Annotated in this window: 23 protein-coding genes and 1 pseudogene; 19 read left to right on the forward strand and 5 right to left on the reverse strand. The window is 65.0% G+C overall.

All coding sequences use genetic code 11. The features are described 5' to 3' along the window. Nucleotides 1-82 precede the first annotated feature (82 nt). The 12 genes from AC3WVS_RS02705 (at nucleotide 83) to AC3WVS_RS02760 (ending at nucleotide 11,975) form a co-directional block, all read left to right on the forward strand. Nucleotides 83-3,403 carry a hybrid sensor histidine kinase/response regulator gene (locus tag AC3WVS_RS02705; RefSeq protein ID WP_492317278.1) on the forward strand — a complete coding sequence of 1,107 codons (3,321 nt, stop codon included), beginning with the start codon at nucleotides 83-85 and terminating at the stop codon, nucleotides 3,401-3,403. Nucleotides 3,404-3,865: 462 nt separating this feature from the next. Then, complete coding sequence (gene pdxR / locus AC3WVS_RS02710; RefSeq protein WP_492317279.1) at nucleotides 3,866-5,299, forward strand: MocR-like pyridoxine biosynthesis transcription factor PdxR; 1,434 nt, start codon at nucleotides 3,866-3,868, stop codon at nucleotides 5,297-5,299. Between the two features lie 78 nt (nucleotides 5,300-5,377). After that, nucleotides 5,378-5,968 carry a TetR/AcrR family transcriptional regulator gene (locus tag AC3WVS_RS02715; RefSeq protein ID WP_492317280.1) on the forward strand — a complete coding sequence of 197 codons (591 nt, stop codon included), beginning with the start codon at nucleotides 5,378-5,380 and terminating at the stop codon, nucleotides 5,966-5,968. Nucleotides 5,969-6,177: 209 nt separating this feature from the next. Beyond that, on the forward strand, nucleotides 6,178-7,167 hold the full coding sequence (locus AC3WVS_RS02720; protein WP_035824135.1) for an alpha/beta fold hydrolase: 990 nt from the start codon (nucleotides 6,178-6,180) through the stop codon (nucleotides 7,165-7,167). A 68-nt stretch (nucleotides 7,168-7,235) separates the two neighbouring features. Further along, the gene (locus AC3WVS_RS02725) at nucleotides 7,236-7,961 is read left to right on the forward strand and encodes a cysteine hydrolase family protein (RefSeq protein WP_492317281.1); all 726 of its coding nucleotides are present in this window, start codon (nucleotides 7,236-7,238) and stop codon (nucleotides 7,959-7,961) included. A 90-nt stretch (nucleotides 7,962-8,051) separates the two neighbouring features. Further along, nucleotides 8,052-8,282, forward strand: a complete 231-nt coding sequence (locus tag AC3WVS_RS02730) for a DUF2798 domain-containing protein (RefSeq protein ID WP_035824137.1) — start codon at nucleotides 8,052-8,054, stop codon at nucleotides 8,280-8,282. 118 nt (nucleotides 8,283-8,400) lie between these two features. Next, nucleotides 8,401-8,838 carry a GNAT family N-acetyltransferase gene (locus AC3WVS_RS02735; protein WP_492317282.1) on the forward strand — a complete coding sequence of 146 codons (438 nt, stop codon included), beginning with the start codon at nucleotides 8,401-8,403 and terminating at the stop codon, nucleotides 8,836-8,838. Then, nucleotides 8,835-8,981, forward strand: coding sequence for a hypothetical protein (locus AC3WVS_RS02740; RefSeq protein ID WP_161786873.1), 147 nt, complete (start codon nucleotides 8,835-8,837; stop codon nucleotides 8,979-8,981). The genes AC3WVS_RS02735 and AC3WVS_RS02740 overlap by 4 nt, the downstream gene beginning before the upstream one ends. Beyond that, nucleotides 8,978-9,730, forward strand: a complete 753-nt coding sequence (locus AC3WVS_RS02745) for an SDR family oxidoreductase (RefSeq protein WP_492317283.1) — start codon at nucleotides 8,978-8,980, stop codon at nucleotides 9,728-9,730. Before AC3WVS_RS02740 ends, AC3WVS_RS02745 begins: the two co-directional genes overlap by 4 nt. A gap of 73 nt (nucleotides 9,731-9,803) precedes the next feature. Continuing rightward, a complete protein-coding gene (locus tag AC3WVS_RS02750; RefSeq protein ID WP_035824143.1) occupies nucleotides 9,804-10,283 on the forward strand; it encodes a carboxymuconolactone decarboxylase family protein in 480 nt (159 codons plus the stop codon). Nucleotides 10,284-10,287: 4 nt separating this feature from the next. Then, on the forward strand, nucleotides 10,288-10,692 hold the full coding sequence (locus AC3WVS_RS02755) for a cupin domain-containing protein (protein WP_035824145.1): 405 nt from the start codon (nucleotides 10,288-10,290) through the stop codon (nucleotides 10,690-10,692). Between the two features lie 275 nt (nucleotides 10,693-10,967). Then, a complete protein-coding gene (locus AC3WVS_RS02760) occupies nucleotides 10,968-11,975 on the forward strand; it encodes a bestrophin family protein (RefSeq protein ID WP_035824225.1) in 1,008 nt (335 codons plus the stop codon). Between the two features lie 98 nt (nucleotides 11,976-12,073). Here the strand turns inward: AC3WVS_RS02760 and AC3WVS_RS02765 are convergent. Further along, nucleotides 12,074-12,229 (reverse strand): annotated as a pseudogene (locus AC3WVS_RS02765) (DHA2 family efflux MFS transporter permease subunit); the annotation flags it as partial. Nucleotides 12,230-12,337: 108 nt separating this feature from the next. Here AC3WVS_RS02765 and AC3WVS_RS02770 point away from each other — a divergent pair. After that, entirely contained in the window at nucleotides 12,338-13,933 is a 1,596-nt protein-coding gene (locus AC3WVS_RS02770; RefSeq protein ID WP_492317284.1) for an MDR family MFS transporter, read from the forward strand. Between the two features lie 34 nt (nucleotides 13,934-13,967). Next, entirely contained in the window at nucleotides 13,968-14,429 is a 462-nt protein-coding gene (locus AC3WVS_RS02775; protein WP_492317285.1) for a MarR family winged helix-turn-helix transcriptional regulator, read from the forward strand. 26 nt (nucleotides 14,430-14,455) lie between these two features. Here the strand turns inward: AC3WVS_RS02775 and AC3WVS_RS02780 are convergent, their stop codons facing one another. Together AC3WVS_RS02780 and AC3WVS_RS02785 are read right to left on the reverse strand one after the other, a co-directional pair. After that, on the reverse strand, nucleotides 14,456-15,121 hold the full coding sequence (locus AC3WVS_RS02780) for a response regulator (protein WP_010811055.1): 666 nt from the start codon (nucleotides 15,119-15,121) through the stop codon (nucleotides 14,456-14,458). 400 nt (nucleotides 15,122-15,521) lie between these two features. Then, on the reverse strand, nucleotides 15,522-16,481 hold the full coding sequence (locus AC3WVS_RS02785) for a LysR substrate-binding domain-containing protein (RefSeq protein ID WP_492317286.1): 960 nt from the start codon (nucleotides 16,479-16,481) through the stop codon (nucleotides 15,522-15,524). 828 nt (nucleotides 16,482-17,309) lie between these two features. Here AC3WVS_RS02785 and AC3WVS_RS02790 point away from each other — a divergent pair. The 4 genes from AC3WVS_RS02790 to AC3WVS_RS02805 all read left to right on the forward strand — a co-directional run bounded on the left by AC3WVS_RS02790 (nucleotide 17,310) and on the right by AC3WVS_RS02805 (nucleotide 20,313). Continuing rightward, nucleotides 17,310-17,600, forward strand: a complete 291-nt coding sequence (locus AC3WVS_RS02790; protein WP_492317287.1) for a transposase — start codon at nucleotides 17,310-17,312, stop codon at nucleotides 17,598-17,600. A gap of 69 nt (nucleotides 17,601-17,669) precedes the next feature. Continuing rightward, on the forward strand, nucleotides 17,670-18,044 hold the full coding sequence (locus AC3WVS_RS02795) for a hypothetical protein (protein ID WP_492317288.1): 375 nt from the start codon (nucleotides 17,670-17,672) through the stop codon (nucleotides 18,042-18,044). A 49-nt stretch (nucleotides 18,045-18,093) separates the two neighbouring features. Further along, nucleotides 18,094-19,440 (forward strand): DUF3300 domain-containing protein, encoded by a 1,347-nt coding sequence (locus AC3WVS_RS02800; RefSeq protein ID WP_492317289.1) that lies wholly within the window; start codon nucleotides 18,094-18,096, stop codon nucleotides 19,438-19,440. A 3-nt stretch (nucleotides 19,441-19,443) separates the two neighbouring features. Next, on the forward strand, nucleotides 19,444-20,313 hold the full coding sequence (locus AC3WVS_RS02805; RefSeq protein ID WP_492317290.1) for a DUF2950 domain-containing protein: 870 nt from the start codon (nucleotides 19,444-19,446) through the stop codon (nucleotides 20,311-20,313). A 30-nt stretch (nucleotides 20,314-20,343) separates the two neighbouring features. On the opposite strand, the gene AC3WVS_RS02810 is transcribed toward AC3WVS_RS02805, so the two are convergent. Next, nucleotides 20,344-21,123: a Crp/Fnr family transcriptional regulator gene (locus AC3WVS_RS02810; RefSeq protein WP_492317291.1), complete on the reverse strand. Its 780-nt coding sequence runs from the start codon at nucleotides 21,121-21,123 to the stop codon at nucleotides 20,344-20,346. Nucleotides 21,124-21,363: 240 nt separating this feature from the next. Between AC3WVS_RS02810 and AC3WVS_RS02815 the strand changes: the two genes are divergently transcribed. Beyond that, nucleotides 21,364-22,452, forward strand: coding sequence for an extracellular catalytic domain type 1 short-chain-length polyhydroxyalkanoate depolymerase (locus AC3WVS_RS02815; protein WP_492317292.1), 1,089 nt, complete (start codon nucleotides 21,364-21,366; stop codon nucleotides 22,450-22,452). Between the two features lie 81 nt (nucleotides 22,453-22,533). Here AC3WVS_RS02815 and AC3WVS_RS02820 read toward each other — a convergent pair whose 3' ends face one another. Beyond that, nucleotides 22,534-23,844 carry an MFS transporter gene (locus tag AC3WVS_RS02820; RefSeq protein ID WP_492317293.1) on the reverse strand — a complete coding sequence of 437 codons (1,311 nt, stop codon included), beginning with the start codon at nucleotides 23,842-23,844 and terminating at the stop codon, nucleotides 22,534-22,536. Between the last annotated feature and the right edge of the window lie 122 nt (nucleotides 23,845-23,966).

The raw sequence follows: 23,966 nt of genomic DNA on the forward strand, positions 1-23,966 counted from the left end.
ACGCCGCTTGCCGCAGCGTGCACTACGACCCATGCACTGGCCGGACGCTGCGGACAGTCTCGATGTTAAGACGAGGTATTCAATGAAACGGCTGATGTCGATCGACAGCAGCTCCGCGTTGCCGTTGAGCATTCGCCAGATCCGTTATCTGGTCTACCTGTTCTCGGCCTGCGTGCTGGGACTGACCGTACTGTCCTGGGGGGTGCTGCTGCGCTATCGCCTGCACGAGGCGGTCGAGCGTCAGGAGATGGTGCTGCAGTCGCAGTCCGAGCAATTGCAGGCAAAGCTGCATTGGGCCGAGGCGCTGACGGTGCGCGCGCAGGGATCGCTGACGCGGCTTTCCGATATCGGCCTGGCCGATGAACTGGCTGCCGTCAGCGATGAGCAATGGACCGACCGCCTGCGGCGCCGGGGCGACCGCCAGTACAGCCCGCTGCTGGTCCCGCCTGCCCCCGCCAGGGCGCCGGCCGCCAGGCTGAAAAGCCTGGCCGACATGATGACGTTCACTTTCCGCGTCAACAACCAGCAATACCGCGAGGTGCAGAACGCCTACCTGGTAGACCTGCAGGCCGACCAGCTCTATGTCATCCCGCGCCGGCTGGACCCGGCACGCGCGCTCATGCAGCGCGATGGCGTGCCCCGGACCTTCCTGCGCGAGACGCTCGCGCGCCTGCGCAATGACGCGCTGGTCGCACGCCTGCGCGCCCACCCGGGCCAGGCGGTGGTGCTGCCGCCGGCGCAGGACTGGGTCAGCGGCATGCGCACCGTGACCTTCGCCACCCTGGTGCAAGCCGGCGGCGAGCCGGCCGCGATCCTGGCCATGGAGTTCCCGCTGTCGCCGATGCTGCCGGACGGGCAGACCATCGATGGCGATTTCATGCTGGTGACCGATGGCGGCATGGTGCTGAGCGCGGACGGCATGCCGGCCGGCGCCCTCGGCCAGCCGGTCGCGGCATCGCTGGCAGCGCAGGGCGCGCACCCGGGCAGGGTGCGATCGGCGCTGGTATGGCAAGGGCTGCTGGATCATGTCGTCGTGCTGGAATACCAGCTTGACGCGTGGGGCTGGCGCACGGTCGGCGTGGTCGAACTGGGCCATGTATGGCACCAGTTCCGGAGGAACGCCTTGTGGATGCTGGGCCTGAGCGGCTCGCTGTCGATGCTGATCCTGGCGTGGATCTGGCTGATCGACCGCCGCATCATGCGCCCGGCGCAGCGCCAGTCCTTGCGCCTGCAGGAAAGCGATGCGCTCGGGCGCTTCGTGATTGAAGTGGCCGGGGTGGGCCTGATGATCGTCGAGCGCAGCACGCGGCAAGTGCTGCTGGCCAATACCGCCGCCAAGGCCATCATCGAGCAGGCCACTGCCGCCGGGCTGACGCAGCTGCAAGATGCCTGCGACGCGCGCCTGAGCGGCGGCCATGCCAATGCTGAAGGCCCGCCGCAGGTACTGCCCCGTTTCGAGGTGGACATGGCCGGACGCAACGGCGAGATGCGGTCCCTGGAGGTGCGGCTGGTAGAAATTACCTACGAAGGTCGTGCCGCCGTGCTGTACGCACTCAACGACGTCACCGAGGCGCGGCGCAGCGAAGCGCGCTTGCGCGAGGCGATCCGCGCGGCGGATACCGCCAACCATGCCAAATCGTCGTTCCTGGCCACCATGAGCCACGAAATCCGCACGCCGCTCAATGGCATGCTGGGCAGCATCGAGCTGCTCGGCATGACCCGGCTCGATTTGCGCCAGCGTGATCAGCTGGCGGTGATGCAGCACGCGTCGCAGTCGCTGATCTACATCATCAATGACGTGCTGGACTTCAGCAAGATCGAGGCCGGGCAGATGTCATTGCAGCTGCGACCGTGCCGCGTCGAGGAAGTCGTCGAGGAGGTGACCCGGCGCTTTGCCGCGGAAGCGGCGCGCAAGCAGCTGCGCCTGCTCTGCATCAATGATCCTTCGCTGGTAGAGCCGGTGATGGCTGACGTGGTCAAGCTCGAACAGATCCTGACCAACCTGATCAGCAATGCGGTGAAATTCACCGAGCAAGGCAAGGTGATCGTCACGGCCATGCGCAAGGCGGGCGGCAGCGTGGAAATCCGCGTCATCGACACAGGCATCGGCATCGCCGGGCGAGACCAGATCCGGCTGTTCGAGCCTTTCGTCCAGGCCGAGCAGCCGGACACGCGCCACTACGGCGGCACTGGCCTTGGTTTGTCGATCTGCCGCCGGCTGGTCGAACTGATGTCTGGCGAGATACGGGTGGTCAGCGAGCCCGGCCTGGGCAGCTGCTTTACCGTCAGCCTGCCGCTGGCCAGCGCCGGTGCCGCGGCGTCGGCCGACGCCTGGCCGCGGACCGCGCTGCGTGGACTGACGGTCGGCCTCAATGTCACCTTGCGCGAGCTCTACCAGGGCGTGGAGCAGTTGCTGCAGTTCTATGGCGCACGGGCGGTCAAGTATGACCCCGCCGCGCCGCCGGCCACGCCGGTCGATGTCCTGGTGTGCGACGAGCAGGCCATGCCGCGCTGCAATGACGCCGATGTGGTGGTGTCGGCCATGGCGCCGGCAGTGCCGGACCTGACGCAGACGCCGGTGGTGGCATCGCCCTATGCATGGCGCGGCTTGCTCGCGGCGATCGCGGCAGCGGCAGGCGTGGAGGTGACGGAAACGCAGGCGCCGCTGTCGGCGCGCGAGCATGCGCCTGCCGCGCAGCTGGCGCTGCTGCTGGTGGAAGACCATCCGATCAACCAGGTGGTGATGCGGGAGCAGCTTGAAAACCTGGGGCATAAGGTCGATCTGGCCAGTGACGGGCCCGAGGCCCTGTTGATGGCATCGGGCCGGCACTACGACCTGGTCCTGACCGATCTGCAGATGCCTGGCATGGACGGCTTCACGCTGGCGCGGCGCCTGCGCGATGCCGGCCTGGCCACGCCGATCGTTGCCGTCACCGCCAGCGTGGGGCCCGATGTGGCCGAGCGATGCCAGCAGGCCGGCATCGACCGATGCCTGACCAAGCCGGTGGGGCTGGGCACGCTGCGCTTACTGCTGGAAGACCTGTCCGGCGCCCATATGGCCGCGCGGGCAACGCCGGGCCAGCATGCAGGCGGCGACACACTGCTGCATGCCGACGCGCTGCGGCGCGACCAGCGCGCACTGGCCGAGGCGCTGCTGGCGGGCGACGCCGAAGCGTTTGCCCAACGGTTGCACGGCTTGGCCGGGGCGCTGTCGGTAATGGGCCATGCGCTGCAGAGCCAGGCGTGCCGCTGGCTGGAGCAGGCGGTCCGGCGCTCGGGGCTGGTTGCCATTGGTCCGGACTGGCAGGTTTTCCATGCTGAACTGGAACAGCTGGCAGACGGGCTGGAGTCGCAAGGCGGCACGCAGGGTGCCAACTACACGGCCGATTTAAGGCATGCCTGATGGAGCGGTCACGCGCCGGGCGCGATACTGCATCCGTGGAGCGTCTTCCCGATCGCTCCGCATTCTCCCGGGTGCGTCCCGTCGCGAGAAACTTCCCTGCCGCCTGCTTGCCCAGCAGGCGTTTTTTTGCGCAGGGCAAACTGATCGAGGTGGCGAACCATGGCTAGCAAACTGCTGAAGACACTTCACGAGACGGCTCAGGATTTCGCGGAAGGCGGCCTCATCGATGCACATCACGCGCAGCGCATCATCGCCCATGCCTTCAGGGGCATGGGCGGAGACTCTGAATCTCCGCCCATTTGCTTTCTCAGGCCGTCACGGGCCGGGTCCCGGCGGATGCGCGCCCTGGGGTATGATCGGAGGTCAAGATCACACCCACATCCGATCCGTTGCCATCGCCGGCAATGATTCGCGTTCCCATGCATCGGCGTTGCGGCACTGCCCGGATACGTCTGCCAGGCTATGACGAAGTCACCGGCTCAGGACCCATCCAACGCAGCGCCGCTGCATGAGCAGATCTACGCTCGGATTCGTGCCTCGATCCAGCAAGGGCAACTGAAACCCGGGCAGCGGGTGCCATCCTTGCGTGCGTTTGCAGGCGAGCTCGGCGTGGCGCGCGGGACCGTTCAGGTCGCCTATGAGCGGCTCCTGGGTGAAGGTTACCTCATCGCCAGAGGCCCTGCGGGAACGTTCGTTTCCGAGCAAATTGCGCCATCGCGCCCCCACCGCGTGGCCGCCGCGGCTGGATCCAGCCGCACGCCACCGGACCAGGAACTTGCCGAGGTTTCACTCGAAACGGATGGTGGAATCCCCGCGCCGTTGCAACTGGGGCTTCCCGCGCTGGATGAGTTCCCGCGAAAACTATGGACGAGGTTGATGGCGCGGCAAATACGCAGCGCCGGCTCGCTGACCAGGCCGGCGTCAGCCGGATTTGGCCCGCTGCGAGAAGCGCTGGCCGCTTACCTGCAGCGCTCACGGGGCATCGACGCCCAGCCGCACCAGGTGTTCGTCGTGCCGGCTTATACGGCCAGCCTTGCGCTGATTGCGGATGCGCTCAGGCTGGCGGGCGAAAGCGCCTGGGTTGAGGATCCCAGCTACCCTCCGACTGCCCAGTCACTCAGGCGCCTGAACCTGCAGGTCCGGAATGTGCCAGTGGATGATCATGGCCTCGACGTCGAATTTGGGCGTCAGCATTTTCCAGAGGCGCGCCTGGCCGTAGTGACGCCATCGCACCAGAGCCCGACTGGCGTGGCACTGACACTGCAACGTCGCGTCGAACTGCTCGACTGGGCCGGTGAGCGCGGCGCATGGATCATCGAGGACGACTACGACGGCGAGTTTCGTTACCGCGGCCACCCGTTGCCGGCCTTGAAGAGCCTGGACACATGCGACCGGGTGATCTATTGCGGCACGCTTAGCAAGGTGCTGTACCCGGGGCTACGGCTCGCTTACGTGGTCGTGCCACAAAGTCTGGTGCCGACCATGGATCTGGCCTGCAGGCGCACGGTGCATGGCGGCTGCCCCGAACTCTTGCAAGCCGTGGTGGCGGAGTTTATTGCGCAGGGGCACTTCGCCCGGCATATCAAACGCATGCGCACGCTTTACGCGCGACGACGCGCAATGCTGGCCGAGGCGCTGGCGCCATACAAGACGGACGGCTTCACTGTTTGCCTGCAGGATGGCGGCATGCACCTTCTGATCGACGTCAGGGACGATCTTGACGATCTGGCGATGGCCCGTCGTGCGCGCAAGGCAGGATTCGCCGTCCATTCGCTGACCGCCTGGCGGTACGGTGCGCCAGGGCGGCGTGGCTTGATGATGGGGTTTACCAATCTGCGCACTCAGACTGAAGCCGATCGCCTGGTTGCCGAGCTGATGCGCGCGCTGAAAGCATAGACGATCGCCATCGGGCGCTTGACAAATAGTCAACCAGTCGTCTATTGTCCTTCCCATCTGCTCACTAACTATTGCGACGTGCCAAGACTCCCCAACCCCGAAATCCGTAGCCGGCTGCTTATCGACGGTGGTCGTGTGATTCACAGCGCCGGTTTCAACGGGTCCGGCGTGCAGGACATCGTCGCTGCCGCCGATGTTCCCAAGGGTTCCTTTTACAGCTATTTCGACAGCAAGGAAGCCTTTGCCGCCGAAGTGCTCGAAGCCTATTGGGATGCCATTGAGCAACGCCATGGCAAAGTGATGTATGACGCGCGCATCACGCCGTTGGCCAGGATCGAAAAGTTGTTCGAGTTGCTGGTGGCGGACCACGCGGCACAAGATTTCAGGCTCGGGTGCCTGGTGGGCAACCTTTCTCTCGAATTGTCCAATACCAGCGGTGAAGTCCGAACGGCTCTGGAGCGCATTCTGGCGCGCTGGGAAGGTATCATCACAGCCTGCCTTGATGAGGCCAGGCTGCGCCAGGAACTGCCAGCGGACGTTGATTCCGCGCAGCTCGCGTCCATCATTATCGAAGCCTGGGAAGGGGCGGTCCTGCGCAGCAAGGTCGAGCGCAATGGCGACGCCTGCCGACGATTTCTGCAAGTCACCCTCAAGCGCTTGTTGTACTGAGATTTTTTTGCGATTTTAAATAGACGACTGGTCATATATATTCAGGGCATGGCCTAGTTGAAAACGATAAACATGTGTCTATTGACTGTGTCATCGCCCAACTACATTGAAGCCTGCTCAAACCAGCACGCATCGGCACCATGACCAGGCACCTGACGCTCAGACCTATTCAAGGCAACGCGCGCACGCGCCAATAAAGGAGTCTCACCATGTCTTCAGATCGCAGCCTCGACCAAGGCCTATCGCGACGTAACCTGCTGTTGGGCAGCGCGGCCGCAGCCGGCGCGCTGGTGGCTTCCGGCTTGCCCGGACCTGCGGCGGCAGCACCGTCGGCAGAAAAGGCGAACACCGCAAAGGCAAGCGGCAAGGCTTCAGGCAGCTACATCACGGCAAAGGACGGCACCCAGCTCTATTTCAAGGACTGGGGCGCCGGTCGCCCCGTTGTATTCAGTCATGGCTGGCCACTGAGCTCGGACAGTTGGGAATCCCAGATGATCCTTGTTGCTTCGGAAGGGCACCGTGCCGTTGCACATGACCGTCGTGGCCACGGCCGTTCAAGTCAGCCATGGAATGGCAATGAGATGAACACCTATGCCGACGATCTGGCCACGGTGTTCGAGACGCTCGACCTGCGGGACGCTATCCTGGTGGGCTTCTCCACGGGTGGTGGCGAGGTGGCCCGATACATCGGCCGGCACGGTACGCGACGCGTTTCAAAGGTGGTGCTGGTTTCAGCCGTGCCGCCTTTGATGGTGAAGACCGCCGCCAATCCGCGCGGACTGCCAATCGAAGTATTCGACGGCCTGCGTGCCGCACAACTTGCCAATCGGTCCCAGTTCTACAAGGACGTGCCGGCGGGGCCGTTCTATGGCTTCAACCGACCCGGTGCAAAGCCGTCGCAGGGGTTGATCGACGCATGGTGGGCGCAGGGCATGCAGGGTGGACACAAGAGTACGTACGACTCGATCAAGGCATTCTCCGAGACCGATTTCACCGAGGATCTCAGGAAGATCGATGTGCCGACCCTGATCATCCACGGCGACGACGATCAGATCGTGCCGATCGACGCCGCTGGACGCGCATCGGCAAAGCTCGTCAGGAACGCGAAGCTGATCGTCTACCCCGGTGCGCCGCATGGGCTCACCGACACCCACAAAGATAGATTCAACGCCGACCTGTTGGCATTCATCCGTAGTTGAAACGACGCCGCATCTGCCGGACCCCACGAAGGCGCCGGCAGATCGGCTCACCATAAGAGGTACTTCCCATGTGCAACCACCACACCCTCTATGCAGATCCCGTTGATCCGGCTCTGCCGAAGTCCGGCATTACGCTGGACCTGCCACGCACCGCGCTCGTCGTGATTGACCCGCAGATCGACTTCATGAGCCCCGAAGGCCGCAGCTGGGGCGTGGTCGGAGAAAGCGTGACGGAGCAGAACCTCGTGGCCAACCTAGTCCGTCTGTTCGAGGCCGCAAAACAGGCGGGCATCACGGTCGCCATCTCTCCCCACTATTACTTTCCCCATGACCACACATGGAAAGTGCAAGGCCCCGCCGAAATGTTCCAGCATGCCATCGGCATGTTCGACCGTCCGGGCGCGCTGAACCTGGACGGATTCCGTGACTCGGGCGCGGACTTCATGCCGGAACTCAAGCCGTATATCGAGGATGGCAAGACCATCATCTGCTCCACGCACAAGCTGTACGGCCCGCAGGCCAACGACCTTGTCCTGCAATTGCGCAAGCAGCGCGTCGACCAGGTGATCCTTGCTGGCATGGCCGCCAATCTGTGCGTCGAATCCCATCTGCGGGATCTGCTGGAGCAAGGTTTCGAAGTTGCTGTCGTGCGCGACGCCGTTGCAGGGCCGAAGCTACCCGAAGGGGACGGATATCACGCGGCACTGGTCAACTTCCGCTTCATCGCAAACGCGCTGTGGGATACCAACGAAACCGTGCAGCGGTTGGCAGGAAAGGTTGGAGCAGCCGCGTAGCGCCTGTCGTGCGCCAGGGCGCCAGCCCCTGGCGCGGCAATGGCAGGGTGCATGACTGTCTAGTTCAAAGAATGCATAGAGGCGACTCACATGCCTAAGATTCCTTCGCGCTACAGCTATTTCGCCTATGGTGTTATCCAGGCCGGATTGACCTGCTCCATCGCTGCTGCCATCGCAAGCCTTCCATTTGCAGAAGAAGGCCTGTTCTTTCAGCACTGGCTAAGGTCCTGGAGCGTTTCCTGGCTGACCATGCTGCCGGTTGTCGTGTCGGCCACGCCCATCATTCGCTGCCTGGTCGATCGCATGACAAACCACTCTTAGGTCATACCGTCATATGTCGATGGTCGATGGCCTAGTTGAAATCGATAAACATGTGCCTGTTGACTGTGTCATCGCTCAACTACATTGAAGGCTGCACAAACCAGCACGCATCGGCACCATGACCAAGAACCTGACGCTCGGACATGCGGAAACGGAGGCCCAGATCCGCGCCTGCTTCCCTGTCATGCGGCAACTGCGCCCCAAGCTGCAAATGCCGGAAGACTTTCTCGACACCGTCATGGTGCAAAGTGGACAAGGGTACCGGCTGCTCGCGCTCTGGGACGACGGCAAACCTGTTGCGCTGGCCGGATATCGGCGTCTTGAAAACCTGATCCACGGGCGCTTTCTGTACGTCGACGACCTGATTACCGATGCCGAGGGCCGGGGGCAGGGTCACGGCGAGCGTCTGCTGCAAGCGCTTTGCGAGCTTGGACGCACAGAAGGCTGCCAGCGACTTGTCCTGGATACCGCACTCGCGAACGCGCTGGCCCAGCGCTTCTATTTCCGTTCCGGCCTGCTCGCCAAGGGCCTCCACTTCTGCATGGAGCTGCAATGAAGCTCCTCAACCTGCTGCTGCTCGATTGCTGCCCGCGCCGTGACTATTCCACGAGCCGGCGCTCCGAGTCGATCTGGCGCGGGGATGCCGCGCTCCCTAACATGGAATCGTTCCACCTTCCTCAGCACGGAGAAGCATCATGAAGATTGTCATCATTGGCGGGACTGGCCTGATCGGCTCGAAGACCGTCGCCATTCTGCGCCAGGGCGGCCACGAGGTCATGGCCGCCTCGCCCAGGAGCGGTGTCAACAGCATCACTGGCGAGGGGCTCCAGGAGGCCCTGACCGGCGCCCAGGTGGTGATCGACCTTGCCAATTCCCCATCGTTTGAAGACAAGGCGGTACTGGCATTCTTCGAGACTTCCGGGCGCAACCTTCACGCGGCGGAGACCGCAGCGGGCGTTCAGCACCATGTCGCGCTGTCCATCGTCGGCACCGACCGGACGCCCGAAAACGGCTATTTCCGCGCCAAGGTCGCGCAAGAAAAACTGATAGAGGCCTCGGGCATCCCCTACACCATCATCCGCTCGACCCAGTTCATGGAATTCATCGGCGGCATCGCCGATTCCAGTGCGCAAGGAAATGTCGTCCGCCTTTCGCCTGGGCTGTTCCAGCCGATTGCTGCGGACGACGTCGCCGGACTCGCTGCCGATGTAGCGCTCGCACCACCGCGAAACGGCATCGTCGAGATCGCCGGCCCGGAACGAGCCCCGTTCAACGAGATCGTCGCCCGCTATCTCAAGGCGGTGGGCGACCCGCGTGAAGTCGTGCGCGACCCCGAGGCCCGCTACTTCGGCGGCCGGGTCGAGGAACATTCGCTGGTGCCGTTGGGCGAGGCGCGCCTCGGGCGCATCGGCTTAGAGGAATGGCTGCGTCAATCGCAGCAACGATAGTCCGCAGGGCGCATGCCCACGTAAGCAGCACCGGTTCGTCAGTCCCACATTGAGCAGATCACCAGGAGCAAACATGACCCAACGTACGAATTACTTCCAGCAATCCCCGGAACTTTCCAAGAAGCTCATGGAGTTCGGCGCGCTGTTCCAGAAGACCACGATCGAACAGCCCATTCGCGAGCTTGTCGAGATTCGCGCATCGCAGCTCAATGGCTGCGCGTTCTGCGTCGACATGCATATCAAGATGGCGAAGATCCACGGCGAGCGCGAATTGCGCCTGCATCATGTGGCGATCTGGCGCGAGTCGACGCTGTTCTCGCCGCGCGAACGCGCCGCGCTGGCCTGGACCGAGGTGCTGACCAGGCTTCCCGCCGAAGGCGTGCCCGACGATATCTATGAGCGCGTGCGCACCCAGTACAGCGAGAAGGAACTGTCTGACCTCACCTTCCTCGTGGGGGCGATCAATACCTGGAACCGCCTGAACGTGGCATTCCGCATGGTGCCTGGGTCGTCGGACAAGGCGTTCGGGCTCGACAAGGCCAACCTGGAGTGATGCCATGAAGACGGTCACTTCCGTTGCGGCAGCACTTGTGTTGTCGTGCCTGACGGTTGCAAAGCCGGCCGCCGCCGCGCCGGAGGCGAGTGTCACGCCCCTGGTCAAGGAAGCGTTGCCCGAATATCCGGGGAAGGAAGCCGAGATGATCATCGTGGAGTATCCGCCGGGCAGTGCCGATCCCGTGCATCGCCATGACGCCCACGCCTTCGTCTACGTGCTCGAGGGCAGCATCGTCATGGGCCTCAAGGGCGGAAAAGAGGTAACGCTCAAAGCGGGCGATACCTTCCACGAAGGTCCCAACGATATCCACACCGTCGGACGCAATGCCAGCAAGACGCAGCCAGCAAAGTTTGTCGTGTTCCTGATCAAGAACAAGGGCGCGCCGATCCTGACGCCGGTGAAGTAGTCGTCGTCCAATTTGGCACCGGCAATGCCGGTGCGCACTGTCCGGCCGGCAAGAGCGGCGCTACCGCATGCTCTTGCCGTGCCGCTGTTTTCCAGGGTGGCGTGAAGGGTTGTGGGACGGAAATTGATACTACGTCCGTTTCTTGGCAATATCACCATCACAAAATCAGGTCCCGGGCAGCGATCTGGTCGGTGGTGAGGGCGGTTGGCCGTGCTGCCTGCCGGCAGTTCGGACCTCGGACCCGCGACCTGCCGCCCCGCCGCGAGATGCGCACCATGCACCTGGGAAAATCGTACACAATATCCGAGTTCACGTTCTGGTCGAGACGGCAACTTTATGCCTCGCTAGCATGCGGTTCGCTGCCCGTAGTCCTTTATCAGTTCTTCGGGCTGAAATGGCTGTCAATCCCGGTCTCGGTTGTGGTGCTGCTGGGCACCGCCACGTCATTCATCGTGGGCTTCCGGAACGTGCAGACCTACAGCAGGGCCCTGGAGGCACAGCAGATCTGGACTGAGATCTTGAACGGCAGCCGGTGTCTGGGTGTGATGAGCCGGGACTTTCTGGCAGGGCAGGCGGCCGGGCGGGATCTGGTTCTCCGGCATTGCGCATGGCTGACGGCGCTCCGCTATCAACTGAGAACCCCAAGGATCTGGGAAAGCGCGGGCAAGGCATCCAACGTGGAGTACCGGAAGTACTACCGGGTTCCAGAGTGGGAGACTCCATTGGACGAGGCGCTTGCGCGTTATCTGCCACAGGCCGAACTCGACTCGCTTGCGCACGTCGAGAGCAAGACAAGCCGGTTGCTGGGAACGCAGTCAGCGACGATCAGGCGGTTCCTTGACGCTGGCGAGATCGGCAATACCTTCTATCTGGAGTTGGTAGGATCGATCAGAGGCTTCTTCGCGCAGCAAGGACGGGCGGAGCGTATCAAGGACTATCCGTATCCCAGGCAATATGCGGTCGTCAACAAGCTCTTTGTCCGTACGTTTTGTCTGCTACTGCCTTTTGGCATTCTTACAGAGTTCGAAAAGCTCAATGCCAGCGTTTCAGGCGTCATGCATGGCAACATGATCTGGCTGGTCATTCCATTTAGCACGATGATCTCCTGGATGTACCTCGCGCTGGAGCAAGTGGGCGAAAGCACGGAGAACCCGTTCGAAGGAAACGCCAATGATGTGCCCATGGCACAGATCTGCCGGAAGATCGAACACGAACTCATGGACATGCTTGGCGAGAAGTGCGATATCCCCGCGCCAACGGCCGGGCACGGTATTGTCCTCTGACCACTCAAGGTTATCGCTTTCCCACCTCCGACCACTTAGTCAGGCATCCTGTCATGTCTGCGGGCCGTGCGTCGTCTTATCGCTCAGTGCGCAGCCGCGATCGACAGCTTGCGAGTCGGCGTTTCGCGGTCGCGGTAGATCGCCCAGGTAACGGCGGCGGCGACCGGGCCGACCGGCACGTTGATGTAGAAGATCCACGACCACGCGTAGCCGTCGGTTAGCCAGCCGCCCAGCGCCGGGTTGGCGATGGGGCCGAAATTTCCATACGACCGACTTTATTTCTCGCGATCACAAGGCCATGACGCGGCTGACCGATCTGCCCCTATAATGCTTGATAATGCAACGATTGATCGAGCAATAAAATGACCCCACAGCCAGATAAGTCTGAGGCCAACGGCCAGGTGCTGCCGTTTCGCGAGTCCCTGCTGGCCATGCTGGGCGTGGCCTTTGTGGTGATGCTGGTGGCGCTGGACCAGACCGTGGTCGGCACGGCGCTGCCGACCGTGGTGGCCGAGCTGCAAGGCTTCGAGTACTACGCCTGGGTAGCCACGGCCTACCTGCTGACATCGGTGATTACCGTGCCGGTGTTCGGGCGGCTGGGGGACTATTACGGGCGCAAGCCGTTCGTGCTGGCATCGATCGTGGTCTTCTCGGTGGCCTCGGCGCTGTGCGGCATGGCGCCGAGCATGCCGTTCCTGGTGCTGGCGCGCGCGCTGCAGGGGATTGGCGGCGGCATGCTGGTCGGCACCGCCTTTGCATGCATTGCCGACCTGTTTCCGGATACGCATGTGCGGCTGCGCTGGCAGGTGATGATGAGCGCGGCATTCGGCATTGCCAATGCGGTGGGGCCGTCGCTGGGCGGGCTGCTGACGGAGTGGTACGGCTGGCGCGCGGTGTTCTATGTCAACCTGCCGATTGGCGTGCTGGGGCTGTGGTTTGCGTGGCGCTACCTGCCGCACCTGCGCCAGCAGGCGCACAGCGGGCCGATCCGCGTGGACTGGCTCGGTGCCTTGCTGATCGCAGCCGGGCTGGGGTGCGTGCAGCTGAGCGTTGAACTGCTGCCGGCACGCGGCTTCGATGCCTATACGGGCGGCTTGCTGGTGCTGGCGGCGGTGGCACTGGTGGCGCTGTGGCAGTGGGAGCAGCGTTGTGCCAACCCGATCCTGCCGGTGGAGATGTTCCGCAACCCGGGGCTGGCGCCGTTGTTCCGGCTGGCGGTGTTCACGGGCTTCACCATGTTCGCGCTGCTGCTCTATGCGCCGCTGCTGTTCCAGGGCGGCTTTGGCTATTCGCCGAAGGAGGCGGGCATCCTGATCACGCCGCTGGTGGTCTGCATCACCGCTGGCAGCATTCTCAACGGGCGCATCGTTACGCGCATCCGTCGCCCGAATACCATGCTCTATGCCGGCTTTGGCATGCTGGCGGTGTCCTGCCTGGGCCTGTCGCAGGCGACGCGCAGCATGCCGCACGGCGTCTTGCTGACGATCATGCTGATCGGCGGGTTCGGGCTCGGCTTTATCATGCCGAACCTGACGGTGTTTGCGCAGCAGACGGCAGGGCGCGAACACCTTGGCATTGCCACAGCCATGCTGCAATCGCTGCGCATGGTAGGCGGCATGGTGGGCACCGCGATCGTGGGCACGCTGGTCACGCGCAGCTATACCGGCGGTGTGGAACATGCGCTGTCCGCCGCCAATGCCGGACAATGGACGGCGCGCATGGCGGATCCGCAGGTGCTGATCGACAAGGCGTCGCAAGTCGCGTTGCTCGGCCAGCTCGAGCAAGCCGGGCACAATGGCGCACTGTTGCTGGAACAGGCGCGCGTGTCGCTGGTCACTGCCATCCACCTTGGCCTGGTGGTGGCTGCGGTGGCCGCCGCGCTGGGCGTGTGGTGCGCCCGCCGGGTGCCGTCGATCAAGCTGACCCGGGCGCCGGCGCCCGCCATGGCCGCCGACTGAAGCGCCGGCCTGCAACGTAACCTGAGGAAAATGGATGGAACTGGAGCGACAAAGCGTGGCCGTACTGCAGCAGTTCGGCCGCACCTACCGCGCCTACGCGGCTGCGTTCGAACAGCGCCTGGGGCTGCCGCTGCCCCGCTGGCGCATCCTGCATGCGCTGCATCACCAGGAGGGCGCGATCGGCCAGAAGGCGCTGGCTGACCTGGTCGGCATGGACCCCGGCGCGCTGACGCGCCAGCTCAAGGCCATGCAGGAACTTGGCTGGGTGGAGCGCAGCACCTCGGAACGCGACAACCGCGTGACCCATGTCACGCTGTCACGGACCGGCGAGCAGGTGGTGGCGCACGCCATGCCGCTGCGCTCAGCCTTTCTGGAGGATGTGCTTGCCGAGGTGTCGCCGTCGACCATGCGCGAGCTGTCGCGCGGCCTGGCGCGGCTGGAGGCCGGCATCGCATACGCGCAGGCCCACGCGGCACAGGCAGCCGACGCCGCCTGATACGGCCGCGGCCGTGCCGCCGGCGCTCAGGCAGTCAGCAGCATGCCGTTAAGCGCCGCAAATTCAAACAGTTCCCGGTCGTTGGTGACGCCGAGCTTCTGCATGGCGCAGTTCTTCTGCCGGCTGATGGTCTTGACGCTGCGGCAGAGCAGGACGGCGATCTCGCTCACGGACCGTCCGGTCAGGTACAGCCGCAATACTTCCATTTCACGCCGGGACAGGCGCTCCGCGCCGGCCTGGCCTGGTGTGGCCGGGTTGCCGGGATCGGCCTGCGACAGCACTTCAAGCGCGGATTTGCCGATGTAGTGGAAGCCCCGCTGGATACGGCAAACCACGGTTACCAGTTCTGACAGGGGCGAGTCCTTGAGCAGCAGGCCGTGCACCTGGGTGTCGAGGATGGAGCGCAGCACCAGCGGATTGGTGATCATGGTCAGCACGATCACGGCCAGCGACGGATGCCGCCGCCGCAGGCTGGCAAGCAGGCGCAGGCCGTCGCTGTTGCCCTCGCCGTGCGCGGGCATGTGGTAGTCGGTGATCACGACATCGGGACGCAGGCTTTCCACGCTGTTCAGCAAGGCCGTCGCGCTGGTCACGCAGCCGCACACCTCCCACCCGGTCTGGGTATGCAGGCGGTCCGCGACGGCCGCGCTGACCAGGGGGTGGTCGTCGGCAAGCAGGATCCTCAATGTCATCTGGTTGCTCCTCGATTCTTGTTCGTGGCAGCGCCGGCATCAAGAAAACGCCGCACGTCAGCGAGACGTGCGGCGCAAAAACGACGCCAAACAATACGACGCCAGACAACTGCGTGCATTGCCCCGGGACCGGGCCAAACGGGAGACGGCCGGACCGCAGCAATGCCATTGCAGGATATCGGCCGCGCGGTCTGGCGAAACTAGGAGGATTCGCAAAGCGCCGCCGTGGCGCAGCGGCCTGCACCGGGCAAAGTGGCGCGAGTGTAGCGCAGGGTCAGCGCTCGGAAAAATGTCTCAAGACTGTAATAAGAACGCCGCCGCCGCTGCGCAGCCAAAGCAAAAGGCGCTGGCGCCATCGGGCTGCCAGCGCCTTGCGGGCGCCGGTGCTGCGGGCGTTGCGTCAGGCCAGCGCGGATTGCGCGTGGGCTGCGGCGCGCCCGTTGCGGCGGCTGTCGATGGCCTTGAGCGGGTCGCGCAGCACGGCGCTGCCGACATCCATGATGTCGCGCAGCACGCCCTTGTCGCCGCTGCGCTCCGGTGCCCAGAAATGCAGTGCCGCCCATTCCGGGAAGCTGCTCGGCGGTGCCAGCAGGCGCGTCTTGCGCTCGCGCGTGACCAGCGGCACGTTGAAGTCCAGCACCGGGCAGATGCCCCCGGCCGAATGCAGCAGCGTGATCTGGGTATGCCATGACGGGACCACGGTCTCGCGATGCCCCGGAGTGCTGGCCTGGCGGCTCAGGAAGGCTCGCAGCGGGCTGCCGGCCTCGCAGTCTTCCTGCAGCAGGATCCAGTCGCTTTCGCCTTCGTCATGGCTGCCGCCGCGCGTGGCGCTGACCAGCCGGCGCGGCGTGGCCATGATGTTGTGCTGGCGCACGCGTTCGGGGTCGTGGCCGCTGTCGACGATGAAGGCGCAGTCCAGTTCGCCGCTGCCGAGATGGCCGGCAAGGGTGGCGTCGGCGATCACCGGGCGCGTGATAAAGCTGTCTCGCGGAAACTGCTCGCACAGTGCGGTCAGGATCTCGGTGATGACCGGGTCGCCGATCGACGATGAAAAGCCGATCGAAACGCGCCTGCCGTCGGCACGGCGCTTGCTCAGGCCAGGCTCGCCGGGGCGCACCAGCTGGTTCCATTTGGCCAGGATCTGCCGCGCCGTCTGCTCCAGGCGCAGCGCATGCGGTGTGGGTTCGAGCATCCCGTTGCGCTTGACGAACAGCGGATCGCCGGTGATTTCGCGCAAGCGCGCGAGGCTATAGGCCACCGTCGGCACGCGTCCCTGCGTGCAGGCCGCAACGGCGCTGAGGTCCCGGTATTCCATGACCAGGACAAAGACATGCAACAACTTCGTGCTGACGTGACGCATTCCGACTTCTCCCGATCCATGACTTTGTTTTCTTTATTTTCTTGTTGGTCCGACACCTACAGCGCTGGGTCGGACAAAGGGCGCAAGCGCGGCCTGGTGTCAGGGCAATGATCCGGTCCCTGACAGTGACAGGCGCAAGCGACATGCACGGCGCGCGCTGCGGGCATGTCCGGATGAAAAAAAGGTGGGCAAAAGCCCGGGCAGGATGCTGCGAAAACGCATGGCACGACTCCTAAATGTCCGACTTGCGTCGACAAATGGCGCAGTGACGATTCGATCCTTCAGGCCCGGTACTGTTGGCAGCGTGAACGCGCACCAGTCTGGGTGGTGCGGGCTGCCTGGCCGCTCTTCTGCCGGCGCCGCCAGGGCGCCGCGCGAAGGCGTGCGAAATTTAGTTGTGCCGAGGAATCTTAATACATGCTCAGCAAAAGTCATAGAAACTTGAATTGATGACAGTCTTCTAATTTTGTTTAGTACCTCTTTGTCTGTACATCAATACATGGCTTGAAATCGGGGCCACCGGGCGATTCATGCACGATTACAGCCGTGCAGAAGGTCGTCATGCCCATGTGTTATGGCGGCCGGCATCTTCGTTTCCGCGATGCGCAGTGAGAATGATCTAACTGGATTCCAAATTGGCTTAACGAAATTTGGCAATGCGCGCCAGCGCCGGCGGCAGCTTGCGCAGAGATAATTTTCTTAACTCGCGCAGCGAAGACACTGAATTGCTTTTTGGCGCGGCCGTGGGCTAACGTAGGGCTAGAGTCGGCACAGTTGGCGGCGCGGCTGGCGCCGCTTGTCGCCCGCCGTTGTGATGCGGAGAGATTCGTGAACAGACGGTATTCGGAAGAGCAGATCCGCAGCTACCTGGCCGAGGCGGCCAGCGGCGTGCCAGTGCGTGAGCTGTGCGCGCGCTATGGTTTCAGCGATGCTTCGTTCTACGGATGGCGTGCCCGTTACGGCCAGCCCAGCCAGGGTGATGTACGTGACGGCCGCAAGCTGCGCGAGCTGCAGGAAGAGAATGCCCGGCTCAAGAGTATGCTTGCGGATGCGCTGCTCAAGCTTGAGCTGATGCGCAACCGTACCGGCCGCCGCAATGGCACTGGCAAGGATCGCTAGCGGCGGACGGTTCTTGCAATGCGCCGCGGTGTCGCTTCCACGTGCCGCGGAGGGTTCTGGAGTATTGGTTTGACGAAGTTTCTGATCAAGGCGGGCGTGCTGGCATGCGCCGCCATGGTGGTCGTCCCCGCGTGGGCGGCCAGTGCTGCATCGGCGGCCGCGGCCGCCGGCACTCCGATGGTGGCCCCGCCGCCGCCACGGATGCTGGACGAAGCCACGGCCGTGGTGGAAGGACCTGATGGCAAGGTGTCTGCGTCGCAGCGGCAGCACTGCCAGTCATTGCTGGACCAGATCAACGCGCTGCCCGGCGGGCCGCAGTGGTCCACCGGCAAGTCGTCGGTAACCACTGCCGACGGGCGCACATATCCGACACTGGAACGCCAGGCAGACCGCAAGCGCCTGGAAGAGGCGTATCGCCAGGAATGCACGCAGCAGCGCCGCTGAGGCGCCCCCCGGCAGCAGGCCGTCACCTGCGTATTTGTGGAGAGCCGACATGCACCGTTTCAAACACCTCTTCGCATGGTGCCTGGCGCTGATGCTGATGGCGCCGCTCGGGCCAGCGATGGCGCAGTCCAAGCTGAGCAATGCCCAGCTTGACCAGCTGACCGCGCCGATTGCCCTGTATCCCGATGCGCTGCTGTCGCAGGTGTTGATGGCTGCCACCTATCCCGCCGACGTCGCAGCTGCGGCGCAATGGTCCAAGGCCAATCCCAGCCTGTCTGGCGATGCCGCGACCAAGGCGGTCGCCAGCCAGGCCTGGGACCCCAGCGTGCAGTCGCTGGCCGCGTTCCCCTCCGTGCTCGACATGATGGGCCGCCAGCCGCAGTGGGTGCAGTCGGTCGGCGACGCGTTCCTGGCCCAGCCCAACGACGTGATGGATTCCGTGCAGCGGCTGCGGGTGCAGGCGCAGAAAGCTGGCACGCTGAAGACGACCGAGCAGCAGAAGGTCGTGACGCAGACCACCGGCGGCACCACGATCGTGCAGATCGAGCCGGCCAATCCGCAGGTGGTCTACGTGCCGACCTACAACCCAACCACGGTCTACGGCACCTGGGCGTACCCCGCGTATCCGCCGGCCTATTACCCGCCGCCGCCCGGCTCCGTGTTTGCCACGGCACTGGTAACGGGCATCGGCTTCGGGCTTGGCGTGGCGGCGGTCGATGCGATGTGGGGCGGGTTCAACTGGAATAGCCACGACGTCAACATCAATGTGAACCGCTACAACAACATCAACGTCAACCAGCGCCTGGACGTCAACCGTGCCAACGTGAACTGGCAGCACAACCCCGCCAACCGCGGCAACGTTCCCTACAACAATGCGGCGGTGCGCGGTCGCTATGACCAGCAGCGCCAGTCTGGCCTCGCCAGCCGCCAGCAGGGTGTTCAACCCGGCCAGCGCGTAGGGGCCGCCGGCGGCGGGGTGCAACGCCAGCCTTCCCAGCGCGACCAGGCGCGAGAGCGCGCCGCGCAGTCGTTCGAGGGCCGTACCGGACAATCCATACCGGGCCATGCGGGCGGGGTGGCAGACCGCTCGCGCCCGGGTGCCGCCGGCGCTGGCGTGCAGAATCCGCGGCCGGCCGGTGCTGACCGCCAGCGCGCAGACCAGGCCCAGGCCCGCGACCGTGCCCGCAATGCCAACCGGGACAGCGCGCTGCGCGATGCCGGCAACGGCGACCGCATGCGCCAGCAGACCCAGCGCGCGGCGATGCCGCACCGGGAAGCGCCGCAAGCGCGCCCGGCCGGGCTCCACCAGGGCGGCGTGCACCAGGGCGGTGGACTGGGCGGCGGCGGTGGAGGCCGGCTCGGCGGCGGCGAACATTTCGGCCATGGTCGGAGGTAAATCATGATGCACATGACCGCTAATCCCTTCTCTGCCGCAGCCGGAGCGCGCGCGCTGCGCACGCTCGCGGCGGCCGCGGCCCTGTCCCTGTCCCTGCCGGCGATGGCCCAGCAGGTCTTCCCCAGCCCTGACGCTGCCGCCGAGGCGCTGGGTGATGCCATCGCGCGCAGCGACGGCGACGCATTGCAGCGCGTGCTGGGCAAGCAATACCAGTCGCTGGTGCCGGAGGGCTCCATCAACCGCGACGACGTCTACGAATTCCTTGGCGCCTGGGCGCGCCACCATGCCGTGCAGCCCGATGGCGAGCGCCGCGCGCTGATCGCGGTCGGGCAGAGCGGATGGACCTTCCCCGTGCCGCTGGCGAAGCAGAAGGACGGCTGGCAGTTCGACTTGCGTGCCGGCCAGCAGGAAGTGCGCCGCCGCCGGCTCGGGCGCAATGAACTGGTGACGATGGAAACGCTGCTGCAGCTGGCCGATGCCCAGCAGCGCTACGCGGAGCAGGTGGGGCAGGGGCGCTACGCGACCCAGTTGATCAGCGCGCCGGGCAAGACCAACGGCCTGTACTGGCCCGCGGCCAGCGAGCAGGACGCGAGCCCGATCGGCCCCGATGCGCTTGCCATGGGCCCGGATACGCCCGCCGCGGATGCTTTCTACGGCTACCATTACCGGATCCTGCCGCCGGCCAAGGGCAGCGACGCCAAGTACGGCCTGATTGCCTGGCCGGCCCGCTATGGCGATACCGGCGTGCATACCTTCATGCTCGGCAGCGACCGCGTCTTCTATGAGCGCGACCTCGGGCCCGGCACGGCATCGCGCGCCAAGACCATCCGCAGTTTTTCGCCTGCCGGCTGGCAGCGCGTGGCGGACCGCTGAGCCCTTGGCCCCAGAGCCCCGGCCAGCCGCCTAGGCCAGCCGGGGTTCGCCGAACTCCCCGCCGTAGGCTTCTGATCTGGCCGCCGCCGGCCGCGGGACCGGATCCAGGTCGGCATAGACCGCGGCCAGCCCGTCGCGGTCGATGATGCGCAGGTGCCGCTGGCGCACCGAGATCAGCCCGACCGAGGCAAAGCGCGACAGCAGCCGCGACACCGTTTCCAGGGTCAGCCCAAGCAGGCTGGCGATGTCCGTGCGCGACATGGCCAGCGTCAGCGCGCCGTCGCGGTTGCCGTCGCGGCGCGCCTGCTCGCCGGCGAGGTCGAGCAGCAGCATGGCCAGGCGCTGTGGCGCCCTCATCGACCCCACCGCCACCAGCAGCACGCGTTCGCGCTCGGCGTTGCGGCGCATCGCTTCCAGCACCGTTTCACGGAATGGGGCGGACTGCATGAGGGTGCGCAGGGATTCGACCGAGACCGCACAAACCACTGCATCCTGCAGCGCGATTACACCAGTCCCATGGACCGGACCTTCGTGCGGCTCAAGCCCCAGCACATCGCCGGGCAGCGAAAAACCCGTTACCTGCCGCCAGCCCAGCGGCGATTCATAGACCTGCTTGGCGCTGCCATGGCGCAGCGGGTAGACCGTCAGCGCAGGGCGGCCCTGGCGGAACACATGCTCGCCGGTGCGCACTTCTACCCGCTCCGGCTGCAGCGCCATCGGCACGTGCGGCAGGGGAGCTTGCGCCCCCGCATTGTGGCAAACGTGGCGAAAGAGGCAGAGCAGGCAGGCTGGGGCGCCGTTGTCCGGCATGGTGTCATTGTCCTCCGGTGACGATGGCCAAGTATAAAACGTCGGCAACGCAAGCCATCTCGCTGCGATCTGCATTCTTTCGTGTGGCTAGTTTAAAAATTTCGCATTGCGGGCGCGAGGCTCGTTGCGTTTGTGCCATAAGCGCGGGAGTACGCCGGCGGGCGTAATGCTGATTGTGATATGCTGCAATGCAACAATAAAGGCACAGGAGGAGATCGCGTCACACGATCAGGAGTCCTCATGACCAAAAGCTTTGCCGCTGACTGGCACACGCAGATCCGGCGACTGAGCCGTGCGCAAGCCCGCACGGAAGCCCAGGTGAAGTCCTGGCTGGACCGCGTGGATTCGCTTAATCCGCTCACGCCGGCTCGGCCTGACCGCCCGCCGGGCAAGCTCCGGCCCGCCCGGCCAGCACCCGCGCCGGGTTTCCTGCCCGGTACCTGGCAGGCGCACAGGCTGCGCCTGGCGCCGCTGCCGGGCGAACTGGTGCCGCAACTGTCGTATCACCTCTACATACCGTCCAAGGCCCATCGCGGCCCGTTGCCGGTGGTGGTGGTGCTGCATGGCTGCCGCCAGACGCCGGATGACCTGTCGGCCGGCACCCGCATGAATGCGCTGGCCGAGCGCGAGGGATTTATCGTGGCCTACCCGCAACAGCCCTTGCGGCGCCAGGTGCAGCGCTGCTGGCAGTGGTTCGACCTGGGCGCCGCCGAGGGCGGACGCGAGGCGCAGGCGGTAGCCGCGCTGATCGATGCGCTGGCTGCGCGCCACGACGTGCGCGAGCGCGAGATCTACCTGGCCGGCATGTCCGCCGGCGCGGCCATGGCCGCGGTGGTGGCGTTGCGCTACCCGGGCAAGGTGGCGGCCGCGGCGCTGCATTCCGGCGTGGTCATCGGCGCGGCCGACAACCCGCGCGCCGGCCTGCGGGCCATGCAGCAAGGCTCGGCGGCCGATCCGTCATGGCTGCTGGATGCCGCCGGCGTGACACCGGGCGGTCCCGAGATGCCCGCGCTGGTGGTCCACGGCCTGGCCGACGACGCAGTCCATCCGGTCAATGGCCGTCTGCTGGCCCGGCAGTTCCTGGCTTACAACGGCCTGGAAGACCGGCTCGCCGGTACGCCCGCGCAGTCCGACCCGGAAGACGAAGCGCCGGGCCGGTCCCATGAATACCGCTTCGGGCGCTGGCGCCGCGACCTGGTCACGCTGGTGGAAGTGGAGGGCCTGGGCCACGCCTGGAGCGGCGGCGATGCCAGCTATGGCTACCACAGCGATATCGGCCCGGATGCCAGCACGCTGATGTGGCAGTTTTTCAGCCAGCACCGGCGTTGAAGCCGGGCAGCACCAATGCGCATCAAGCGCGCACAAAAAAGGGAGGGCGCCTGCCCTCCCTTTTTCGTTGCCGCAGCCGCGTCAGCCGCGCGAGCGGTCCTTGACGAACAGCGCAGTCACCATGCCCAGCACGCACAGCGCGACCACATAGTGGGCCGGCGCCAGCGAATCCTGCTTCAGCATCAGCGTGACGACCATCGGCGTCAGCCCGCCGAAGATCGCATACGACACGTTGTACGAGAATGACAGGCCCGAGAAGCGCACCTGCGCCGGGAACGCATTGACCAGCACGAACGGCACCGCGCCGATGGTGCCGACAAGGAAGCCGGTCAGCGCATAGAGCGGCAGCAGCAGGTCGGGGCGGGTGAAGAGCGTGGTGTAGAACATGTAGGCGCAGATGGCCAGCAGCAGGCCGCCGACGAACAGCGTGCGGCGCGCGCCGATGCGGTCGGCCAGTGCGCCGGAGACGACACAGCCGACCGTCAGGCACAGCGTGGCGACGCTGTTGGCGACCAGCGCCGTGCGCGCGTCAAAGCCGTACAGCTTCTGCAGGAAGGTGGGCGTCATCAGGATCACCACCACGATGCCGGCCGACAGCATCCAGGTCAGCAGCATCGACACCGCGACGCTGCCGCGGTGGTTGCGCACCACCGACTTCAGCGGCATTTCCGCGGCCAGCGCCTTGCGCTTCTGCAGTTCGGCGAAGACCGGTGTCTCATGCAGCCAGCGCCGCAGGTACATCGAGGCGATGCCGAACGCGCCGCCGATCAGGAACGGCACGCGCCAGCCGTGGTCGGCCAGCTCGGACGGGGTGAAGACGCTGTTGATGCCGGTGGCGACCAGCGAACCCAGCAGGATGCCGGCAGTCAGCCCCGCGGTCAGTGTGCCGCAGGCATAGCCGACATGGCGCGCCGGCACGTGCTCCGATACGAACACCCAGGCGCCGGGCACTTCGCCGCCGACGGCCGCGCCTTGCAGGATGCGCAGCACCAGCAGCAGCACCGGCGCGGCCAGGCCGATCGACTGGTAGGTGGGCATCAGGCCCATCAGCAGCGTGGGCACCGACATCAGCAGGATCGACAGCGTGAACATCTTCTTGCGGCCGAGCAGGTCGCCGAAGTGCGCCATGATGATGCCGCCCAGCGGCCGGGCCAGGTAGCCGGCCGCGAAAATGCCGAAGGTTTGCAACTGGCGCAGCCAGTCCGGCACCGACGGCGGGAAGAACAGCTGCCCGATGACCGTCGCGAAAAAAACGAAGATGATGAAGTCGTAGAACTCAAGGGCGCCGCCGAGCGCGGCAAGGGCAAGGGTCTTGTAATCCTGGCCGGTCAGCGGGCGCGCGCTGGCTCGCGGCGCGCCGACACCTGCGGCGGTACTGCTGGTGGTAGACATGAATGGACTCGCATGGAAGAGATCGCATGCGAAGCGTGCAGCACGGAATACGTGATGGGTGTGGCCGGAGGGTACAGCGCAGGGGAGGCAGGCATGATGTGGCGGGTAAGCCGCAGGCTTGC

It is taken from the genome of Cupriavidus sp. CPT47-8839-RL05A (genome assembly GCF_058792255.1).

What these genes read in the sequence shown, in the direction of transcription:
- AC3WVS_RS02705 (WP_492317278.1), top strand. Translation starts at nt 83, where the DNA reads ATGAAACGGCTGATGTCGATCGACAGCAGCTCCGCGTTGCCGTTGAGC.
- pdxR (WP_492317279.1), top strand. Translation starts at nt 3,866, where the DNA reads ATGACGAAGTCACCGGCTCAGGACCCATCCAACGCAGCGCCGCTGCAT.
- AC3WVS_RS02720 (WP_035824135.1), top strand. Translation starts at nt 6,178, where the DNA reads ATGTCTTCAGATCGCAGCCTCGACCAAGGCCTATCGCGACGTAACCTG.
- AC3WVS_RS02725 (WP_492317281.1), top strand. Translation starts at nt 7,236, where the DNA reads ATGTGCAACCACCACACCCTCTATGCAGATCCCGTTGATCCGGCTCTG.
- AC3WVS_RS02730 (WP_035824137.1), top strand. Translation starts at nt 8,052, where the DNA reads ATGCCTAAGATTCCTTCGCGCTACAGCTATTTCGCCTATGGTGTTATC.
- AC3WVS_RS02735 (WP_492317282.1), top strand. Translation starts at nt 8,401, where the DNA reads ATGACCAAGAACCTGACGCTCGGACATGCGGAAACGGAGGCCCAGATC.
- AC3WVS_RS02740 (WP_161786873.1), top strand. Translation starts at nt 8,835, where the DNA reads ATGAAGCTCCTCAACCTGCTGCTGCTCGATTGCTGCCCGCGCCGTGAC.
- AC3WVS_RS02745 (WP_492317283.1), top strand. Translation starts at nt 8,978, where the DNA reads ATGAAGATTGTCATCATTGGCGGGACTGGCCTGATCGGCTCGAAGACC.
- AC3WVS_RS02750 (WP_035824143.1), top strand. Translation starts at nt 9,804, where the DNA reads ATGACCCAACGTACGAATTACTTCCAGCAATCCCCGGAACTTTCCAAG.
- AC3WVS_RS02755 (WP_035824145.1), top strand. Translation starts at nt 10,288, where the DNA reads ATGAAGACGGTCACTTCCGTTGCGGCAGCACTTGTGTTGTCGTGCCTG.
- AC3WVS_RS02760 (WP_035824225.1), top strand. Translation starts at nt 10,968, where the DNA reads ATGCACCTGGGAAAATCGTACACAATATCCGAGTTCACGTTCTGGTCG.
- AC3WVS_RS02770 (WP_492317284.1), top strand. Translation starts at nt 12,338, where the DNA reads ATGACCCCACAGCCAGATAAGTCTGAGGCCAACGGCCAGGTGCTGCCG.
- AC3WVS_RS02775 (WP_492317285.1), top strand. Translation starts at nt 13,968, where the DNA reads ATGGAACTGGAGCGACAAAGCGTGGCCGTACTGCAGCAGTTCGGCCGC.
- AC3WVS_RS02780 (WP_010811055.1), bottom strand. Translation starts at nt 15,121, where the DNA reads ATGACATTGAGGATCCTGCTTGCCGACGACCACCCCCTGGTCAGCGCG.
- AC3WVS_RS02785 (WP_492317286.1), bottom strand. Translation starts at nt 16,481, where the DNA reads ATGCGTCACGTCAGCACGAAGTTGTTGCATGTCTTTGTCCTGGTCATG.
- AC3WVS_RS02800 (WP_492317289.1), top strand. Translation starts at nt 18,094, where the DNA reads ATGCACCGTTTCAAACACCTCTTCGCATGGTGCCTGGCGCTGATGCTG.
- AC3WVS_RS02805 (WP_492317290.1), top strand. Translation starts at nt 19,444, where the DNA reads ATGATGCACATGACCGCTAATCCCTTCTCTGCCGCAGCCGGAGCGCGC.
- AC3WVS_RS02810 (WP_492317291.1), bottom strand. Translation starts at nt 21,123, where the DNA reads ATGCCGGACAACGGCGCCCCAGCCTGCCTGCTCTGCCTCTTTCGCCAC.
- AC3WVS_RS02815 (WP_492317292.1), top strand. Translation starts at nt 21,364, where the DNA reads ATGACCAAAAGCTTTGCCGCTGACTGGCACACGCAGATCCGGCGACTG.
- AC3WVS_RS02820 (WP_492317293.1), bottom strand. Translation starts at nt 23,844, where the DNA reads ATGTCTACCACCAGCAGTACCGCCGCAGGTGTCGGCGCGCCGCGAGCC.